The following is a 17,775-nucleotide window of genomic DNA, read 5'->3' as shown; positions in this document are numbered from 1 at the left end:
AGGTGCTGAGGCACTGAGGGTCGGGGGCTAGCGCACGAGACCCCGGACTACCTGAAGACGTTCGTGCCGCAGGCTGTTCATGGGCCTCAAGCTTCGCCTCGGCCGGTTCACATGGTCCGCCCGGACCTGGATCGTGCTCGGTGTTCTCGCGCCGATCGGCATGCTGATCACCTCCGGGGTGATGCTGCTCGACATGCGGCGCGACGCCTGGGACAAGGCCGAGCAGACCTCGCGAAACCTGCTTCGGGTCATCGAGCGCGACATCGCCCGCAATTTCGAGATCATCGACCTCTCGATTCAGGGCGTCGTCGACGGCCTGAACGTGCCGGGCGTACGAGACGTCAGCCCCGAATTGCGGCAGCTGATCCTCTTCGACCGCGCCGCCAGCGCCCGGGACATGGGGGTGATGCTCGTCCTCGACGAGAACGGAGACACCGTCATCGACGCCGCGTCGGTGACGCCACGCAAGCTCAACAATTCCGATCGCGACTACTTCAAGGCGCAGAAGGCCCGGGCCGATCTCGGCCTCTACATCAGTCCTCCCGTCGTCTCGCGCCTGTTGAGGACGCCGGTGCTGGTCCTGAGCCGCCGCATCAACAAGCCGGACGGATCCTTCGGCGGCATCGTGCTGGGCTCGCTGAGCCTGTCCTACTTCCACAGGCTGTTCGATCGCATCGGTCTCGGCCCGTATGGCGCGATCAACCTGTATCGTTCCGACGGCATGCGCATCGTCCGCCATCCTTATCTGGAGAGTGATATCGGCAGCTCCATCGCCGGGACCCCGACATTCGAACGGTTCCGGCGCGAGGGCAGCGGCAGCTTCGTGGGGACATCGCCCCGCGACGGCAGCGAGCGGCATTTCGCCTTCACCCGCATCGGCGACCTTCCCTTCATCCTCAACGTCACCCTGTCGGCTTACGAGATCGAGGCGGAGTGGCGCGGGAAGGCCCTCGTCATCAGCGTCATCGTCGTTCTGCTGTGCGGCCTGACCATCGGCCTCTCCCTCCTGTTCTGGCGGGAGCTGCGCCGCCGCGCCGCGATCCAGGCGGAACTGGAGCGCCTGTCTCGAACCGACATGCTCACCGGATTGCCCAACCGCCGCGCGTTCGAGGAGATGGTCGCCCGGCTGTGGACGAGCGCCAGCATTCAGGGAACGCCGCTCTCGCTCCTCGTGGTCGATGCGGACCACTTCAAGCGCTACAACGACCGCTATGGCCACGCCGTCGGTGACAGGGTGCTTCAGGGCATCGGCCGCTGCCTGTCCGCCAGCCTGCGTCGTGACGGGGACATCGTCTGCCGGGTCGGTGGCGAAGAGTTCGTCCTGCTGCTGCCGAATGCCGATGGGGCCGCCGCCCTCGGCGCGGCCGAGCGCGTTCATGCGCGGATGTCGACCCTGTCGGTTCCGTCGGCGGAGATCGAAGCGGGCGCGATCACCGTGAGCGTCGGCGTGGCCAGCGCCCTGCCCTCTGCGGGCGGCTCCACGGACCCGTTCGACCTCTACCGGCGGGCCGATGCCGCCCTCTATGCGGCCAAGGCCGCCGGCCGGAACCGGACCTGCTGCGCCGACCCGGAAAGTGCCGCGCATCCCCCGGCCGCGCCACATGGTATCGCTGACTGATCCGGCTCGGTAGGACCGGTGGCGGAGCGAAAACTCCGGTCCCTGAAAACCGAATCCGTTTGCGTGGTTCTCCGGCATCGTCCTATCTGGGGCGAACCTCCCATCATGCCTTCCGGGACCGATGCCCCCGACCGCGACGACGGCCTTCCTGATCCTCGACGTGGCTGGCACCGCCTGCGCCCTGGCCCGGACCTGCGTGAGCGAGGTGCTGCCGTTGCCCCGGCTGCACCGGCAATCCGCCACGGCGGGCATGCTCGCGGGCTTCCTCAACCTCGGCGGTGCCACGGTTCCGGTGATCGACCTCGCACGCCTCCTCGGGCTGAGCGAGGCGGCGGCCGATCCCGATGACGTGGATCGTCATCTCGTCCTCGATGCGGCCCGTTCCACCGCTTTCCTCGTCGACCGTGCCGAGGCCCTCGTCGTCGTTCCCGATTCCGAGATCCAGCCGGCGGACGAGACGCGCAGCCTCAACGGTTGTGTGATCGCCGGGTTCGAGCGGGGGCACGGCCGCGTCGACGTGCTGAGCTTGGCCCGCCTCCTCACGCAGGAGGAGCGCATCCGCCTCGATGCCCTCACCCGCGCGGCGGCCGAGCGGCTGTCCGGGCTCGACGCCGCGACCGCCTCATGAGCGGATCGGCCGCACGATGATCCGTCCGGCCAAGGCTGGCCCCGAACGCGATCCGACCTTCGCCGCCCTCAAGGCAAAGGTGATCGCCCGGACCGGGCACCATTATTACGCCGACAAGGACGACCTGCTCTTCGACCGTCTGCGCAAGCGCTTCAAGGCGTGCCGGCTCGCCGATTCCGCCGCCTATCTCGCCCATCTCGACGCCGAGGCCACCGGTCCGGCGGAATGGGCCGCCCTCGAGGCGGAGATCACCATCGGCGAGACGTTCTTCTTCCGTTACGCCGAGCAGTTCGCGGCCCTGCGCGGGACGATCCTGCCCGGCCTGATCGCGGCGCGCGCAGAGACGAAGTCCCTGCGGATCTGGAGCGCCGGATGCTCGACGGGGGCGGAGCCCTACTCCATCGCGATCCTGCTCCACGAGCTCCTCGGCGACGACCTGCCCCGATGGCGGATCGCCATCACCGGCACCGACATCAGCCACGAGGCTCTCGGGACGGCCCGCGCGGCGGTGTTCGGGCGCTGGGCCCTGCGCACCCTGCCGCCCGAGGAACACGCGCGCTACTTCGTCCTCGGCCCCTCGCTGCCGGGGATCGCCCGCGAGGGCAGTTTCACCCTGCGGCCGGAATTCCGGCGGATGGTGCGGTTCGAGCACCAGAACCTGATGAGTCTGCTCGACGGTACGGCGCCGTCGCATTTCGCCGGCTTCGACCTCATCCTCTGCCGCAACGTGCTGATCTATTTCCAGGCCGATGCCGTGGTCGGCATCGTGCGCGGCCTCGGCCATCGCCTCGTTCCGGACGGCTGGCTCCTGATCGGCCATGCCGAACCGAACCCGGCTTTCGCGGCCACCCTGCAGCCGGTGAACCTCCCCGGTACGGTGGCCTACCGCCTGCCGACGACCGCTTTCCCCGTCGAGCCACCGCCGCCACCCGAGACCGTGGCGGCCGCCTTCGCGAGACCGGTTCCCGAACCTCCGGCGCCCGAGGCCGACCCGCCTCCCGCCTTCGCCCCGATGCCCGCTCCCATCGCGGACCCGCCCCCGCCCCCGCCCTTGCCCTCGCTCGACGGGGCCGGGCCGGAGGATGTCGAGGCGGTGCTGGACGCGATCCGGGCGCTCGCCGATTCCGGGCAGATCGCGGAAGGGTGGCGCAGGGTTCAGGCGGCCCTCCTGACCACCCCCACCGATGCGCGGCTGCACTATTACGACGGTCTTCTCGCCTACGACCTCGGCCGAGAGGCGGAGGCCGAGCGGGCCCTGCGCGGGGCGCTCTATCTCGACCGCACCTTCGTGATGGCGCATTACCAGCTCGGCCTGCTGCTCGGCGCCCAGGGACGCGAGGCCGAGGCCCGCCGGGCGTTCGACAACGCCGTCCGCTTCGGCCGCGACCAGCCGCCCGACACCCTGCTCCGCGAAGGCGACGGGCTGAGCGCCGGACGATTGGTCGAAAGCGTGGAGGACGCCCGCCTGCGCATGAGGACATCCGTATCGTGATCGCACCGGCCGCAGGGGACACTTCAGACGATCCGCGCATCCGGAGGCTGCTCGACGAGCGCACGGCCGCGCTCGCCCGCCGGGGCGTCGACATCGCCCATCGGGCGACGACTCGCCCGTTCCTGGTCTGCGCCGCCGGGGACGACCGCTACGGGCTGCCCCTGGACTCCGTCGTCCAGGTGGTGCCGGCGCGGACCTACACGCCCGTTCCGGGGGCGCCCCCGGAACTCCTCGGCCTGATCGCCCTCTCCGGCCGCGTCGTCAGCGTGCTCAGCCTCGCGGGCGCCCTCTCGCGTCCGCTTCCCTCGCGGGCGGATTCTGCCCGGGCAGATTCTTCGCGGGCCGAGTCCTCGACGGCGACGGGCCACATCCTCGTCCTGCGCGGCGGCATCGCCCCCGTGGCCCTCGCCGTCGACCGGGTTCTCGCCGTCGCGGACGTGGATGGCGCGCTCACGACCGAACCGGTTCTCACGGGCGGCTTTGGTGCGGATGCGGTTTCGGGCTATGCACCGGCTCCCGGCCCGGAGGCCGCCCATCAGGGCGGAGAGGCCGGCTTCGTCGTCATCGATCTGCCGCGTCTCCTGCGGCGATACCTGCCTCAAGGCTGACGGCAAGGCTCCCCCGGAGCCTTTCCCGTCGAGCGGTTTCGGAGCGTCGCCCAGCGTGTCGATCTCGATCGGAAAACGGATCCTCATCGGCTTCGTCGCCATCACCCTGGTGATGGTGGGGCTCGGCGTCTACGCGCTGGGCCAGATCGGAGCCGTCCGCGACAACACCGCGACGATCGTCACGCGCGACCTGACCATCGCGCGCAAGCTCGACGATCTCGGCAACAAGTCGCGCGACCTCGGCAGCCTTCGCCGCAACGGCGTCATCGCGGCTTTGATGCGCAACCGTCCCGATGGCGAGATCGCCGCGAACGTCGATGCCTGGCGCCGCGTGGCGTCCGAGGCGGAAGCGATCCTGGTCGACACCATCCGCACCGCCGACGGCTATGGCGCCACGGCCCCCTCTCCCGAGCGCTCGGCGATCTGGAAGCGGCTCGGCGAGGCCGCCAGCGCCGCCGCGGCGGATTTCCGGAGGCTGCGCACCGCCAGCGAGGTGCAGCTCGCCGCCATCCTGGCCAAGGACGTCGAGGGGGTGGAAGCCCGCAACGACGATCTCAACCGCATCCAGGACGAGTTCCTGCGCGATCTCGACCGCACCCGCGACCTGCTCGACCAGGGAATCGATGCCGGCCAGCGCCGCTCCAGCGACATCTACGAGCGCAGCCTCGTCTCCATCGGCCTCATCCTCGCGCTCTGCGTCGTCCTGAGCATCCTGGTCACGGGCCTCATCAGCCGGGGCGTGGTCAAGCCCCTCGAAGAGGTCATGGCCTTCGCCGAGCATGTGGGGTCGGGCGACCTGACGCGGACGCTCGGGCGCACCGGCTCCGACGAAATCGGCCGCCTGGCATCGACCCTGAACACCATGGTCTCCGGCCTCGCCGACCTCGCCCGCACCAACCGGGCGGCCACCTCCGACCTCAATGCCGCCGCCGCCGAGATCCGCGCCTCCGCCCAGGAACAGGCGGCCAGCGTCGAGGAGCAGTTCGCGGCCGTGCAGGAGACCGCCGCCACGGTCGACGAGATCACCCATTCCGGCGCCCAGATCGGCAAGCGGGCGAGCGAGGTGATCGCCACCGCCCAATCCACCGCGCAGATCTCGCGGGCCGGCCTGCGGGCCGTGGCCGATACGGCCAAGGCCATGGACGCCATCCGCGAGCAGGCGGAGGCGGTGGCCGGCAACATCGTCTCTCTGAGCGAGAAGACCCAGGCGATCGGCGAGATCATCACCACCGTCAACGACATCTCGGAGCGCACCCACCTGCTGGCGCTCAACGCGGCGATCGAGGCGGCGGCGGCGGGCGAGAGCGGCCGGAGCTTCGCCGTCGTCGCCTCGGAGATGAAGCTGCTCGCCGATCAGGCCAAGGCGGCCACCGCGCAGGTGCGCACCATCCTCTCGGAGATCCAGCGGGGCATCAACACCTCGGTCATGCTCACCGAGGAGGCGGTCAAGCGCACCATGACCGGCAAGGCCCGCTCGGACACGACCCAGCGGACCATCGAGGAGATCACCGCCAAGGTCGAGGAGAGCGTCCAGACCTTCCAGCAGATCGTCGCCTCCACCAACCAACAGCAGCTCGGCATCGAGCAGGTGATGGGCGCCCTCCAGAACATCCGGCAGGCGAGCCAGCAGACCGCCGCCGGTACCCGCGAGGTCGAGGCGGCCTCCGCCAATCTCACCGAACTCGCCCAGGCGCTCCTGACACTCGCCGACCGATACCGGCACTGACGGGAGAGGCCGGGCGCAACCGACCGATGGATATCCGCCAGCAGCTCCTCGCGGCCTTCGAGGTCGAACATCGCGAGCATATCGATGCGATCCGCGCCGCCTTGGCACACGTCTCCTCGGCCGGTGCGGCCGGGAACGTCCCTCCCGACTGGAACGACGTCTTCCGCCGGGCGCACAGCCTGAAGGGGGCTTCGCGGGCGGTGGACCTGCCCAGGGTCGAGGCCGTGGCCCATCGCCTCGAGACCCTGTTCGAGCGGATCGTCGCGGGCGATGCCGCCCTCGACCGCGAGGCGACGGGGGCCGTCCACCTCGCGCTGGACCGGATCGAGGCCTATGTCGCGGCCCTCAAGGGCGAAGCGGACCCGGCCATGCCGGCCGATGCGCTCGCGTCCCTCGATCGCTGCCTTGCCGGCCCGTCCCCGGTTCCCGCCGAGCCGCCGCCGGCCCGGCCGGATTCGTCTGCGGGCGGTATCCCGGCGCCATCGCCGCCGCAGAAGCCTCCACCGATCCCGGCCGAACCCACCGCCGATGCGGGCGCGCTCCTGCGCGTGCCCGCCGACGCGGTGGAGGCGATGACGCGGGCCTCGCATGAACTGACCAGTGCGCTCGGCGCGGAATCCGTTGTGGCGGAGGGGCTGGCGAAGCTCCAGCGGGATGCCGCCGCCCTCGGCCGCCGGGCCGAGACTCTTCGCGGGGCCGAAACCCTTCGCGGCGGCGAAGCCCGTAGCGGCAAGGGCCGATCCGAGCCCGGAGCGGACGCGTCCGGCCTCGACGCCATCAGGGCGGAGTTGCGCGGTTTCGAGACGGCGCTCCTCGCCCTCGCCCGCGACGCCGCGCTGCTCGGCCGGATCCGCACCGGCGCCATCGCCGCGGCGGACGCCGCCGCCGCCCGGATCGGACGGGAGGCCGAGCGACTGGCCCTCGTGCCGGCGGAGACCGTGTTCGGCGCGTTCCCCCGGGCGCTGCGCGACATGGCGCGCGAGGCCGGCCGGGAGATCGACGTCGTGACGCGCGGTCTCGACCTTCCCGTCGACCGCGCCATGCTTCAATCGCTGAAGGACCCGGTCCTCCACGCCCTGCGCAATGCCCTGAGCCATGGCGCGGAGCCGCCCGAGCAGCGTGAACGCCGGGGCAAACCGCCCGAACTCTCGATCACCCTCGACGTCGCCGTGCGCGGCGGCCGCCTCGTCATCGGCATCCATGACGACGGGCGCGGGCCCGACCTGCGCGCCATCGAGGCGACGGCGCGGGCGCGCGGCCTGATCGGTGGCGTCGACGGCGATCCCGATTCCTTCCTCGCCCTGGTGTTCGAACCCGGCTTCTCCACCGCCTCCGCCATCGACACCCTGTCTGGGCGGGGCATCGGCCTGTCCGTCGTCGCCGACACGGTCCGGCGTCTCGGCGGCAGTGTCCGGCTCGAACCGCGTGTCCCGGCCGGGACGTCGCTGATCATGCATCTCCCGCTGTCGGCGGCGCGGCGGACCCTGCTGCTGGTGGATGTCGGCGCCGCGATCTTCGCCCTGCCGAGCGCCAGCGTGGAGCGCCTCCTGCGCCTCGACCGGTCGAGCCTCTCCTCTGTGATGGGCCGGACCATGGTCCGTCTGCCGAGGGAGGGCAGCGAGGATCTGTCCCTGCCCCTGGTGGATCTGGCGGGCATCATCGGGGTGGCGAGCGAGGACAACCGCCCGAGCGAGGGCCGCCCGGTGACGGCGGTGCTGATGCGCGCGGGCGGCCGGTCCTGGGCGATGCGGATCGATGCCCTGCGCGATGTCCGCAATCTTCTCGTCCTGCCGGCACCGCCCATCGGCGCCGATCCGCGCCTGATCTCGGGCACCGTAGTCCTGGGGGGCGACACGCCGGTCCTCGTCCTCGATCCCGACGGTCTGGCCGCCCGGGCGGGCGAGACGAGCCATGCGGCGCCGGAGCCCATCGACGAACCCTCCGGAACAGCCGCGCTCCCGCGACGTTCGACGATCCTGGTGGTCGACGATTCCATCACCACGCGAACCTTGGAGAAGGGCATCTTGGAATCGGCGGGCTACCGCGTCGTCGTCTGCGTCGACGGGCAGGACGCCCTCGACCGCCTGCGCGCCGGCATCGAACGGGTGGATCTGGTCGTGGCCGACGTGGAGATGCCGCGCCTCGACGGGTTCGGGCTGCTGAAGGCCTTGCGGGCGGACGAGGCCTTCGCCCGCCTTCCCCTGATCCTGATGACCTCACGGGGGGATGCCGACGATGTCGCACGGGGGCTCTCTCTCGGCGCCGACGCCTATCTGACGAAACAGACGTTCGACCAGCGCCAGCTTCTCGACACGATCGGGCAATTGTTGTGAGTGACGCCGAGCAGACACCCATCGAGACCCCTCCGGCGGCGAGGCGGGGCCCCCCCGTGCGCGTGATGCTGGTGGAGGATTCCCTCGTGGTCCGCGAGCTCCTGCGCCATATCGTCGGCCGCGACCCGCGCCTCGAAGTGGTGGCCGCCGTCGCGTCCGGCGAGGAGGCCCTCGCGGTGCTCCCCAATACCCGTCCCGACGTCATCTCGATGGATATCCGTCTCCCCGGCATCGATGGCCTGGAGACCACGCGCCGGATCATGGCCGAGCAGCCGACGCCCATCGTCGTCATCGCGGATTCGGTGGAGGATTCCTCCCTGCGCATCTCCATGAACGCGCTACGCGCCGGCGCACTCTCCGTGGTGGAAAAGCCGGTGGCGACGACGCATGCCGGCTACGCTGCCGTCTCTTCAGAAATCTGCACGCAGCTGCGCATCATGGCCGAGGTGCCGGTGATCCGGCGTCGGCCGATCGGGTCGGAATGGGCCGGGCGCCGCGGCGCGCCCCTGTCGCCGTCCGACCTCGCCGCGCCCCCGGCCGCCTCGAACGCCGCCAGCGTCCTGGCGATCGCCGCCTCCACCGGCGGCCCGCCTGCCCTCGCCCGCGTCATCGGCGGGTTGCCCGACGGGTTCCCGCTTCCCGTCCTCGTGGTCCAGCATATGGGGCCGGCCTTCATGGAGGGATTCGCCTCCTGGCTGAACGGCGTCGTCTCCCTCCCGGTCAGGCTCGCCGCCGATGGCGAGCGGGCCGAGGCCGGACATGTCTATGTGGCGCCGGGCGACCGGCACCTCGAATGGGCGCCCGGCGGGCACCTGCGCCTCCTCGATGCGGCGCCCGTCGGCGGCCAGCGCCCGGCCGCCACCGTCCTGTTCTCCTCGGTGGCCCGCCATGCCGGGGCGCGCGGCATCGGCGTCCTTCTCACCGGCATGGGCGAGGATGGCGCCACGGGCCTCCTCGCCATGCGCCAGGCCGGTGCCCAGACCGTGGCCGAACACGAGAGCACCGCCGTGGTGTTCGGCATGCCGGCGGCGGCGATCCGCCTCTCGGGAGCCTCCGCGATCCTCCCCCTCGACCAGGTCGCTCCCCATCTCGTCCGCCTCGCCCTGCCCGGCCTCGCGGCGAAGGACCCCTTCGCATGAGCGGGATCGGCAGTCCCGACGGTACCCTCCCCCGGCCCCGGATCCTGCTCGTCGAGGATTCCGAGACGCAGGCGCTGGAACTGCGCCTGCTCCTGGAGAGCCACGGTTTCTCGGTGGAGCGCTGCCCAACGGCGGAGATGGCCCTCGACCATCTCAACACCCGCCTGCCCGACCTCGTCGTGGCCGATCACCACCTGCCGGGCATGAACGGCGACGAGTTCACCCGCCAGCTTCGCCTGTCCCTGCGCACCCGCGCCTTGCCCCTGCTGATGCTCACCGGCGCCCGCGACGGCGAACGCCAGGGGCTGGAGAGCGGCGCCGACGCCTATGTGGCGAAATCCGCCGACCGGGACATCCTGATCCTGCGCATCCGCGCCCTCCTGCGCGAGCGCCAGGGGGGCGCTGCCTCCGGCGACGGTCCGGGCGTCTCGGCGTTTCGGCGCGGCCGCGTCCTCGTGGTCGACGGCAGCGCCACCTATCGGACCTTCCTTGCCGGCCTTCTCGCCCATGAGGGCCACGAGGTCCGTACCGCCGCAACCCACGACGCCGCCCTCGCCGCCCTCGACGAGGCCGATGCCGCCTTCGATTGCGTGACCATCGACCTCCTCGGCCCCGCCTATGACGGCCTCGCGTTGTGCAGGGCCATCGACCGGCGCCGGGCGGCGGGGATCGAGGCGCGGGAGGCGGGAGCGCCGACCTTCCACCTCGTCGGCATCGCCGGCAGCGCCCCGGCCAAGGATTTCCTGGTGGAAGCCTATGCGGCCGGGGCCGACGACGTGGTCTCGAAGGCCGACGGCGAAGTCCTCGTCATCCGCGTCAGGGGCCTCGTCCGGCGCAAGCTGCTGGAGGAGGACGACCGCCGCATCGCCGGCGAGTTCGGCGCCCGCGAGCGAGCGCTCGAACGCGCAAGGGCCGAGGCCGAGGCGGCAGAGGCGCGTGCCGCCCTGGCCGGTGCCCTCGAACAGGCCAACCGGGACCTCGCCACCGCCAACCGCAAGCTCACGGATGCCCAGGCCAAGCTGGTCCAGGCCGCCAAGATGGCGTCCCTCGGCGAACTCGTCGCCGGCATCGCCCACGAGATCAACAATCCCCTCGCCTTCATCCTGGCGCATCAGGGCACGGTCGAGCGCCTGCTCGGCGAGATCGCGGAATCCGAGGCGGAACTCGCCTCGCACCGGTCGCTCGCCAAGTGCCGCGACCGCGTGGGTTCCATGCGTATGGGCCTCACGCGCATCCAGGATCTCGTCCTGAACCTGCGCAAGTTCTCGCGCCTCGACGAAGGCGAGCGCACCCTCGTCAACGTTCCCGAATCGATCGAGACGGTGCTCGCCCTGATCCAGCACAAGCTCGGGACGCGGATCACCGTCGAACGCGACTTCTCGGGCCGGCCCGAGATCCACTGCACCCCCGCCCTTCTCAATCAGGTCGTCATGAACATCCTCGGCAATGCCGCCGATGCCATGCCGGAATCCGGCACCATCTCCATCGTCACCCAGGAATTGCCCGAGACGGACGTGATCCGTATCAGCGATACCGGGCCCGGCATTCCCGAAACCCTGCGGGAAAAGATATTCGAGCCCTTCTTCACCACGAAGCCCGTGGGCGCGGGAACGGGTCTCGGGCTGGCGATTGCATACAGCGTGGTACAGGCGCATAGCGGCTCGCTCAGCGTGGAGACGGCCGAAGGGGGGGGAGCCTGTTTCGTGATCGGCATTCCGCGGCAGGCAGCGTAGACATGGTCAAAGGCACGATCCTCGCCGTCGATGACGAGCCGGACATCCTGATCGCCCTCGAAGACCTGTTCGAGGACGATTACACGGTCATCACCACGACGAAGCCGTCCGAGGCCCTCGAGATCCTCAGGGCGAGCCCGGACATCGCCGTCATCCTCTCCGATCAGCGGATGCCCGGCATGACCGGCGACGTCATGCTGGCCGAGGCGCGGGCGTTCCACGATGCGCAGACGATCTTGCTCACCGGCTATGCGGATATGAGCGCCGTCGTCGCCGCGCTCAACCGGGGTGGCATCACCGGCTACGTCACCAAGCCGTGGGACCCCGTCCTGCTGCGTTCCACCGTCCGTCAGGCCTTCGAGCGCCACAGCCTCGCCCGCGAGCTCGCCACCGAGCGCGCTCTGCTGCTCGGGCTTCTCGACAATGCGGAAGACGCCATCGCGTTCAAGGACAAGGACGGGCGCTTCGTCCGCCTCAACGCGCGCAAGGCCGGACGACTCGGCCACACCGTCGCCGAGTGCCTCGGACGCACCAGGGAAGAGATCGAAGGCGGGCCGAGCGGTGAGAGCGCCGCGCGCGAAGCCGACCGCGCCGCGATCGCGAGCGGAAGCATCTCCGAGACGGTCTCCGCCGAGGGACCGGTTGGCGCCGAGCGCTGGAGCCACGTCACCCGCGTGCCGATTCGCGGTGCCGCCGGCGCCATCACCCACCTCGCCACCATCGAGCGGGACGTCACCGAGCAGAAGAACCTGGAGGCGCGCCTGCGCCAGTCGGACAAGATGCAGGCTCTGGGCACCCTCGCCGGCGGAATCGCCCACGACTTCAACAACCTTCTCACCGCGATCCTGGGCAGTCTCGAACTCGTCGGCCCCAAGATCGTCGATCAGCCGCGGGTCCAGCGCCTGGTCACCAACGCGACGCAGGCCGCGCAGCGCGGCGCGTCTTTGACGAAGCGCCTCCTCAGCTTCAGCCGGGCGCGCGATCTGCGCCCCCGGTCGGTCGACGTGAATGCCCTCGTCGCCGGGATGGACGTGCTGCTCGGCGGGAGCCTCGGCGGCCTCGTCAGCGTGACCACCGACCTCGACGCCGCCCATCCGGCGGCCCGGGTCGATCCCGACCAGCTGGAACTCGCCATCCTCAACCTCTGCATCAATGCGCGTGACGCTATGCCGGACGGCGGATCGATCGCCATCGCCACTGGCGCGGTGACGGTGACCGACGATCCCGACCTGACGGCCGGAGACTACGTCACCGTGACGATCACCGATTCGGGCATGGGCATCCCGCCCGAGATCCTGGCGCGGGTCTGCGAGCCGTTCTTCACCACCAAGTCGGTGGGCCAAGGCACGGGCCTAGGCCTCGCCATGGTGTTCGGTCTCACCCAGCAGTCGCAGGGCAAGCTGCGCATCACGAGCGAAGTCGAGAAGGGCACGACGGTCGAGGTGTTTCTCCCCCGCGCGGACCTCGCCGAGGAGAGACCGCCGCTCGCCGCCGCGACGGCGCCACGCGCCGTGAGCCCGGCGCGTATCCTCGTGGTGGACGACGATGCCGAAGTCCGGCACGTCACCGCCTCCTTCCTCAACACCTTCGGCTACACCGAGACAGAAGCGACGGACGGGGCGGCGGCGGTGGCCCTGTTGGAGCGCTCCTCCTTCGACCTCATCGTGGCGGACCTCGCCATGCCTGGAATGACGGGCGTCGAACTCGCCGAGATCGTGCGGCGGCGCTGGTCGACCGTCCCGATTCTCATCGTGACCGGCCATGCCGAGGCGATCCCGATCCCCGAGGACCTGCCGGTTCTGCGCAAGCCCTTCGAATCAGCCGATCTCGCCGCTCTGGTGTCGGGGATGCTCGTCTCCCCAGGCTGAGCCCCCGTGCCTCCGCCCGGGAGGTTTCGTGCGAGGACCGAGCCGATGGTCCGGGTGACGCGGGCAAGAAAAAAGGCGGCCCAGGGGCCGCCTTTCTGCCGTCGGATAGGGGGGAGCCGAGGCTTACGCCGCGTCGGAGACCTGCGACGGACCCGAATCCAGGCCACGGGCATCCACGTCGCGGTCGACGAACTCGATCACGGCGAGCGGCGCGTTGTCGCCGTAGCGGAAGCCGGCCTTCATGATGCGGCAATAACCACCCGGACGGGCGTTGTAGCGCGGGCCGAGGACGGCGAAGAGCTTGCGGACCATGGCCTCGTCGCGGATCTGCGACATGGCGAGGCGGCGCGTGTGCAGGCTGTCGATCTTACCCAGCGTGATGAGCTTCTCGATGACCGGACGCAGATCCTTGGCCTTCGGAAGCGTGGTAATGATCTGCTCGTGCTTGATCAGCGCGGCGGACATGTTGGCGAACATCGCCTTGCGGTGTTCGGTGGTGCGGTTGAAGCGACGACCGCGAAATCCATGACGCATCTGGCTGTTCCTTGCTTATCTGGCCGCCGTGCCACGGTACGGCCGAGCGCCCCATGATCGGGACTGTTCATTCCGCATGACCCCGCGGCGGGATTCTTTGGGAGTTCGCGTTTGCGCGAACCCCCGACGTGTCGGCCGAACAAACGGCGCCGGGATGCGCCCGTAAGGCTCAGCCCGAGGCGGCTTCGCCTCCGCCTCAGTAGTGCTCTTCGAAGCGCTTGGCGAGATCTTCGATGTTCTCCGGCGGCCAGCCGGGGATGTCCATGCCGAGGTGGAGACCCATCGCGGCCAGGACTTCCTTGATCTCGTTGAGCGACTTACGGCCGAAGTTCGGGGTGCGCAGCATCTCGCCCTCCGACTTCTGGATGAGGTCGCCGATATAGACGATGTTGTCGTTCTTCAGGCAGTTCGCCGAACGGACCGACAGTTCGAGCTCGTCGACCTTCTTGAGCAGGGCCGGATTGAAGGGGAGCTGCGGCGCGAGCGGCTGCGCCTCTTCCTTGCGGGGCTCCTCGAAGTTCACGAACACCTGGAGCTGGTCCTGGAGGATGCGCGCGGCGTAGGCCAGCGCGTCCTCCGGCGACACGGCGCCGTTGGTCTCGATCGTCATCGTCAGCTTGTCCTTGTCGAGATCCTGGCCCTCGCGGGTGGTCTCGATGCGGTAGGACACCTTGGTGACCGGCGAGAACAGGGCGTCCACCGGGATCAGGCCGATCGGCGCGTCCTCGGGGCGGTTGCGCTCGGCCGGGACGTAGCCCTTGCCGGTGGCGACGGTGAACTCCATCCGGATTTCGGCGCCGTCGTCGAGGGTGCAGATGACGAGTTCGGGATTGAGGATCTGGATATCGCCGACGGCGGCGATGTCGCCGGCGGTGACGGTGCCCGGACCGGTCTTGCGCAGGGTGAGGCGCTTGGGCGCTTCGGTCTGCGAGCGGATCGCGATGGTCTTGATGTTGAGGACGATGTCGGTGACGTCCTCACGCACGCCGGGGATCGACGAGAACTCGTGCAGCACGCCGTCGATCTGGACCGAGGTCACGGCCGCGCCCTGGAGCGACGACAGGAGAACTCGGCGCAGGGAGTTGCCGAGGGTGGTGCCGAAGCCGCGCTCGAGGGGCTCGGCGACGACGGTGGCGACCCGCTTGGGGTCATGCCCGGTCGAAACCTGCAGCTTGTTCGGCTTGATGAGCTCTTGCCAGTTCTTCTGTATGACCACGGTCCTACCTCTCGCACTTCCGACACGAGCCACTGCAGTGGTCGGTCCTTGAGCCCTTCCCGCGCATCGCCTTGCACGGCTCGGTCTCGAAAATCATGTGCCCGCGAAGTGGCGGGCGGTTAGTGGGCCGCGACCCAGAGTTCCGGGACGAAGCTGTAGGCCCCGCCCTCCCGCGCCACGTAGCCGAGCGCCGGAAATTCCAGATGGCCGCCGGTGACGAAGGTTCTCTCGCTCGAGACCTCATCCAGCATCCGCTTGCGCACCGCTCTCGCCCGATCCGGATCCACGTCGAAGACCATCGTGGCCTCCGGTCGCTTGAACTGGATCGCCGGCAGATGGACGATATCCGCCCACATCAGGAGGGACGCCGAGCCCGACACGATGCGAAAGCCGGTATGACCCGGCGTATGCCCCGGCAAGGGAACCGCCGTGATGCCCGGAAGGACCTCACCATCGGTCATCGTCCGCACGCGGCCGGCATAGGGGGCCACCGACTTCCGCGCGTTCTCGAAATACGGCCGGGCTCCCTCGGGAGCCCGTGAGATCGCGTCGTCCGCCAGCCAATGAGCGGTCTCGGCCTGATGCAGGACGAGTTCGGCATTGGGATAGGCTGCCGAACCGTCCTTATGGATCAAGCCACCGGCATGATCGGGATGGAGATGCGTGAGCAAAACCGTCTCGATATCGCTCGGGCTGACCCCCGTCGCAGCGAGTGCTGCCGGAATGTGACCGAGCGTGTCGCCACCGAAATGACCCATGCCCGAATCGATGAGGATCGGCTTCCGGCCGGGCGCCTCGATCAGGTAGGCGTTGAGCGTGATCCGAGGAGCCTGCGCACGAAAGCCGGCCGCCTGAAGCGAACCGGCCTCGTCCGACCCGATCCCGGTGACGAGATCGAGGGAGCCTTGAAGGTAACCGTCATTCAGAACGGTGACGGTCAGATCGCCAAGGCTCCAGCGTAGAACGCCGGGGAGCGCCTTCACGGCATCGGGCACACGTTTCTCCGCTTTCAAACCAGAGGGCCGAGCAACGAACCGATATCAGACGCGACGACGCTTGCGCGGACGGCAGCCGTTATGCGGGATCGACGTCACGTCGCGGATCGAGGTCACGGTGAAACCGGCGGCCTGCAGCGCGCGGAGCGCCGATTCACGGCCCGAACCGGGACCGGACACCTCGACCTCGAGGGTCCGCATGCCGTGCTCGGAAGCCTTGCGGGCCGCGTCCTCGGCGGCGACCTGGGCGGCGTAAGGGGTCGACTTGCGCGAGCCCTTGAAGCCCATGGCGCCGGCGGACGACCAGGAGATCGTGTTGCCCTGCGCATCGGTGATGGTGATCATCGTGTTGTTGAACGAGGCGTTCACATGGGCGACGCCCGACACGATGTTCTTGCGTTCGCGGCGGCGAATGCGGGTTGCTTCCTTGGCCATTGTCTCTCGTCTCGTCCTTCAGGCGCGCCCGTCATTCCAGGCGCTCGGGATTTTTGCGGTGTCGGCGGCGCGGTTCTGGACGGCCGTGCCGCCATACGGGCTGCCGATAGCGGGCCACCCGGCGCGACAGACGGGAGGCGGAGCGAAAAGCTGCCTCCCAATCTTATGAAATTACTTCTTCTTGCCGGCGATCGGCTTCGACTTGCCCTTGCGGGTGCGCGCATTGGTATGCGTACGCTGACCACGGACGGGCAGGTTGCGGCGGTGACGCAGGCCACGATAGCAGCCGAGATCCATCAGACGCTTGATGTTCATCGACACTTCACGGCGCAGATCGCCCTCGACGATGTAGTCGCGGTCGATCGTCTCGCGGATCGACAGCACTTCGGCGTCGGTCAGCTGGTTCACGCGGCGCTCGGCGGGGATGCCCACCTTGCCGGTGATCTCTTCGGCCTTCTTCGCGCCGATGCCGTGGATGTACTGGAGCGCGATGACGACGCGCTTGTTGGTCGGGATGTTGACGCCTGCGATACGGGCCAAGGTCTCACTCCATTGGGCGCTCGGACGCTGCGGTCCGGCCCTGCTGTGTCACGCGCGTCCGGTGGAGGCCGGCCCCTGCGCGCCGCCCATAACGACAAATTGGCCCGCAGTGCCTCTTGAACGAAGGCACTCCAGACCCATCACGCATGGACGAATAGGGGCCTGCTAGCGCGACCCGACGATATTGTCAACGACCACCGAGTCGACGATTTCAGGATGCGGTGGTGCTGGCCAGAGGTTCGAGGAGAGCCATCACCTCGTTCGTCACCTCGTCCACCGGCTTCATGCCGTCGACGGTCCGAAGCATGCCGAGGCTCGCATAATAGGCCGAGAGCGGCGCCGTCTGCGCGCGGAAGGCGGAAAGGCGCGTCTTGAACACTTCGGGCGTGTCGTCCTTGCGGACGGGTTCCCCGCGTGCTGCGGTCTCGGCGGCGCGCTTGGCGATGCGCCCGACGAGGATCTCCTCGTTCACCGCGAACTCGACCACCGTATCCAGTTGCAGGTTCTTCTCGGCCAGCATCCTGTCCAGGGCCGCGGCCTGCTCCACCGTGCGGGGGAAGCCGTCGAGGATGAAGCCGGGCCGGGCATCCGCCTCCTCGATCCGGTCGGCGACGATCCCGACCACGACGGAATCCGGAACCAGTCCACCGCTCTCCATGATCGACTTCGCTTCGAGACCGACGGGGGTACCGGCGGCCACGGCCGCGCGCAGCATGTCACCCGTGGAAAGCTGCGGAATGCCGAAACGCTCGACGATCCGGGCCGACTGGGTTCCCTTACCGGCTCCAGGTGGTCCGAGCAGAATGATCCGCATAGCGTCGTTGTCCTCGTCCGGTAGCCGCGTCGGGCGTTGGGGTTCTGGCGTTCAGGGCACGGAGAAGACGATGCCTGCCGGCATCGTCCTGGTCGT

At 69.3% G+C, this 17,775-nt stretch carries 15 protein-coding genes; 9 read left to right on the top strand and 6 right to left on the bottom strand.

All coding sequences use genetic code 11. From position 1 onward, the window contains the following. Positions 1–79 precede the first annotated feature (79 nt). The 9 genes from ASF34_RS04750 to ASF34_RS04710 all read left to right on the top strand — a co-directional run bounded on the left by ASF34_RS04750 (position 80) and on the right by ASF34_RS04710 (position 13,145). A complete protein-coding gene (locus tag ASF34_RS04750; RefSeq protein WP_056159215.1) occupies positions 80–1,618 on the top strand; it encodes a sensor domain-containing diguanylate cyclase in 1,539 nt (512 codons plus the stop codon). Between the two features lie 121 nt (positions 1,619–1,739). Next, on the top strand, positions 1,740–2,246 hold the full coding sequence (locus ASF34_RS04745; RefSeq protein ID WP_056159213.1) for a chemotaxis protein CheW: 507 nt from the start codon (positions 1,740–1,742) through the stop codon (positions 2,244–2,246). Between the two features lie 16 nt (positions 2,247–2,262). Next, a complete protein-coding gene (locus ASF34_RS04740; protein ID WP_056159210.1) occupies positions 2,263–3,738 on the top strand; it encodes a CheR family methyltransferase in 1,476 nt (491 codons plus the stop codon). Next, complete coding sequence (locus ASF34_RS04735) at positions 3,735–4,346, top strand: chemotaxis protein CheW (RefSeq protein WP_056159207.1); 612 nt, start codon at positions 3,735–3,737, stop codon at positions 4,344–4,346. Before ASF34_RS04740 ends, ASF34_RS04735 begins: the two co-directional genes overlap by 4 nt. Before the next feature lie 55 nt (positions 4,347–4,401). Continuing rightward, positions 4,402–6,072, top strand: coding sequence for a methyl-accepting chemotaxis protein (locus ASF34_RS04730; protein ID WP_056159204.1), 1,671 nt, complete (start codon positions 4,402–4,404; stop codon positions 6,070–6,072). A 26-nt stretch (positions 6,073–6,098) separates the two neighbouring features. Further along, on the top strand, positions 6,099–8,405 hold the full coding sequence (locus ASF34_RS04725; protein WP_056159200.1) for a hybrid sensor histidine kinase/response regulator: 2,307 nt from the start codon (positions 6,099–6,101) through the stop codon (positions 8,403–8,405). A gap of 65 nt (positions 8,406–8,470) precedes the next feature. Next, the gene (cheB, locus tag ASF34_RS04720) at positions 8,471–9,544 is read left to right on the top strand and encodes a chemotaxis-specific protein-glutamate methyltransferase CheB (protein ID WP_056159460.1); all 1,074 of its coding nucleotides are present in this window, start codon (positions 8,471–8,473) and stop codon (positions 9,542–9,544) included. Continuing rightward, complete coding sequence (locus tag ASF34_RS04715; protein WP_018044201.1) at positions 9,541–11,277, top strand: response regulator; 1,737 nt, start codon at positions 9,541–9,543, stop codon at positions 11,275–11,277. The genes cheB and ASF34_RS04715 overlap by 4 nt, the downstream gene beginning before the upstream one ends. A gap of 2 nt (positions 11,278–11,279) precedes the next feature. Continuing rightward, positions 11,280–13,145 carry a response regulator gene (locus tag ASF34_RS04710; RefSeq protein WP_056159197.1) on the top strand — a complete coding sequence of 622 codons (1,866 nt, stop codon included), beginning with the start codon at positions 11,280–11,282 and terminating at the stop codon, positions 13,143–13,145. Between the two features lie 123 nt (positions 13,146–13,268). Here the strand turns inward: ASF34_RS04710 and rplQ are convergent, their stop codons facing one another. From rplQ to ASF34_RS04680, 6 genes are all read right to left on the bottom strand, one after another. Beyond that, entirely contained in the window at positions 13,269–13,679 is a 411-nt protein-coding gene (gene rplQ / locus ASF34_RS04705) for a 50S ribosomal protein L17 (RefSeq protein ID WP_018044203.1), read from the bottom strand. A gap of 196 nt (positions 13,680–13,875) precedes the next feature. Beyond that, positions 13,876–14,895 (bottom strand): DNA-directed RNA polymerase subunit alpha, encoded by a 1,020-nt coding sequence (locus ASF34_RS04700; RefSeq protein ID WP_018044204.1) that lies wholly within the window; start codon positions 14,893–14,895, stop codon positions 13,876–13,878. Positions 14,896–15,014: 119 nt separating this feature from the next. Continuing rightward, the gene (locus ASF34_RS04695) at positions 15,015–15,890 is read right to left on the bottom strand and encodes an MBL fold metallo-hydrolase (protein ID WP_056159195.1); all 876 of its coding nucleotides are present in this window, start codon (positions 15,888–15,890) and stop codon (positions 15,015–15,017) included. 45 nt (positions 15,891–15,935) lie between these two features. Beyond that, a complete protein-coding gene (rpsK, locus tag ASF34_RS04690) occupies positions 15,936–16,325 on the bottom strand; it encodes a 30S ribosomal protein S11 (RefSeq protein WP_018044206.1) in 390 nt (129 codons plus the stop codon). Between the two features lie 171 nt (positions 16,326–16,496). Further along, complete coding sequence (gene rpsM, locus ASF34_RS04685; RefSeq protein ID WP_018044207.1) at positions 16,497–16,865, bottom strand: 30S ribosomal protein S13; 369 nt, start codon at positions 16,863–16,865, stop codon at positions 16,497–16,499. Positions 16,866–17,076: 211 nt separating this feature from the next. Beyond that, the gene (locus ASF34_RS04680; protein ID WP_018044208.1) at positions 17,077–17,679 is read right to left on the bottom strand and encodes an adenylate kinase; all 603 of its coding nucleotides are present in this window, start codon (positions 17,677–17,679) and stop codon (positions 17,077–17,079) included. Positions 17,680–17,775: the final 96 nt, after the last annotated feature.

Source organism: Methylobacterium sp. Leaf106 (assembly GCF_001422895.1).
Taxonomy (GTDB): domain Bacteria; phylum Pseudomonadota; class Alphaproteobacteria; order Rhizobiales; family Beijerinckiaceae; genus Methylobacterium; species Methylobacterium bullatum.
This window is presented reverse-complemented; position numbering and strand designations above follow the sequence as displayed.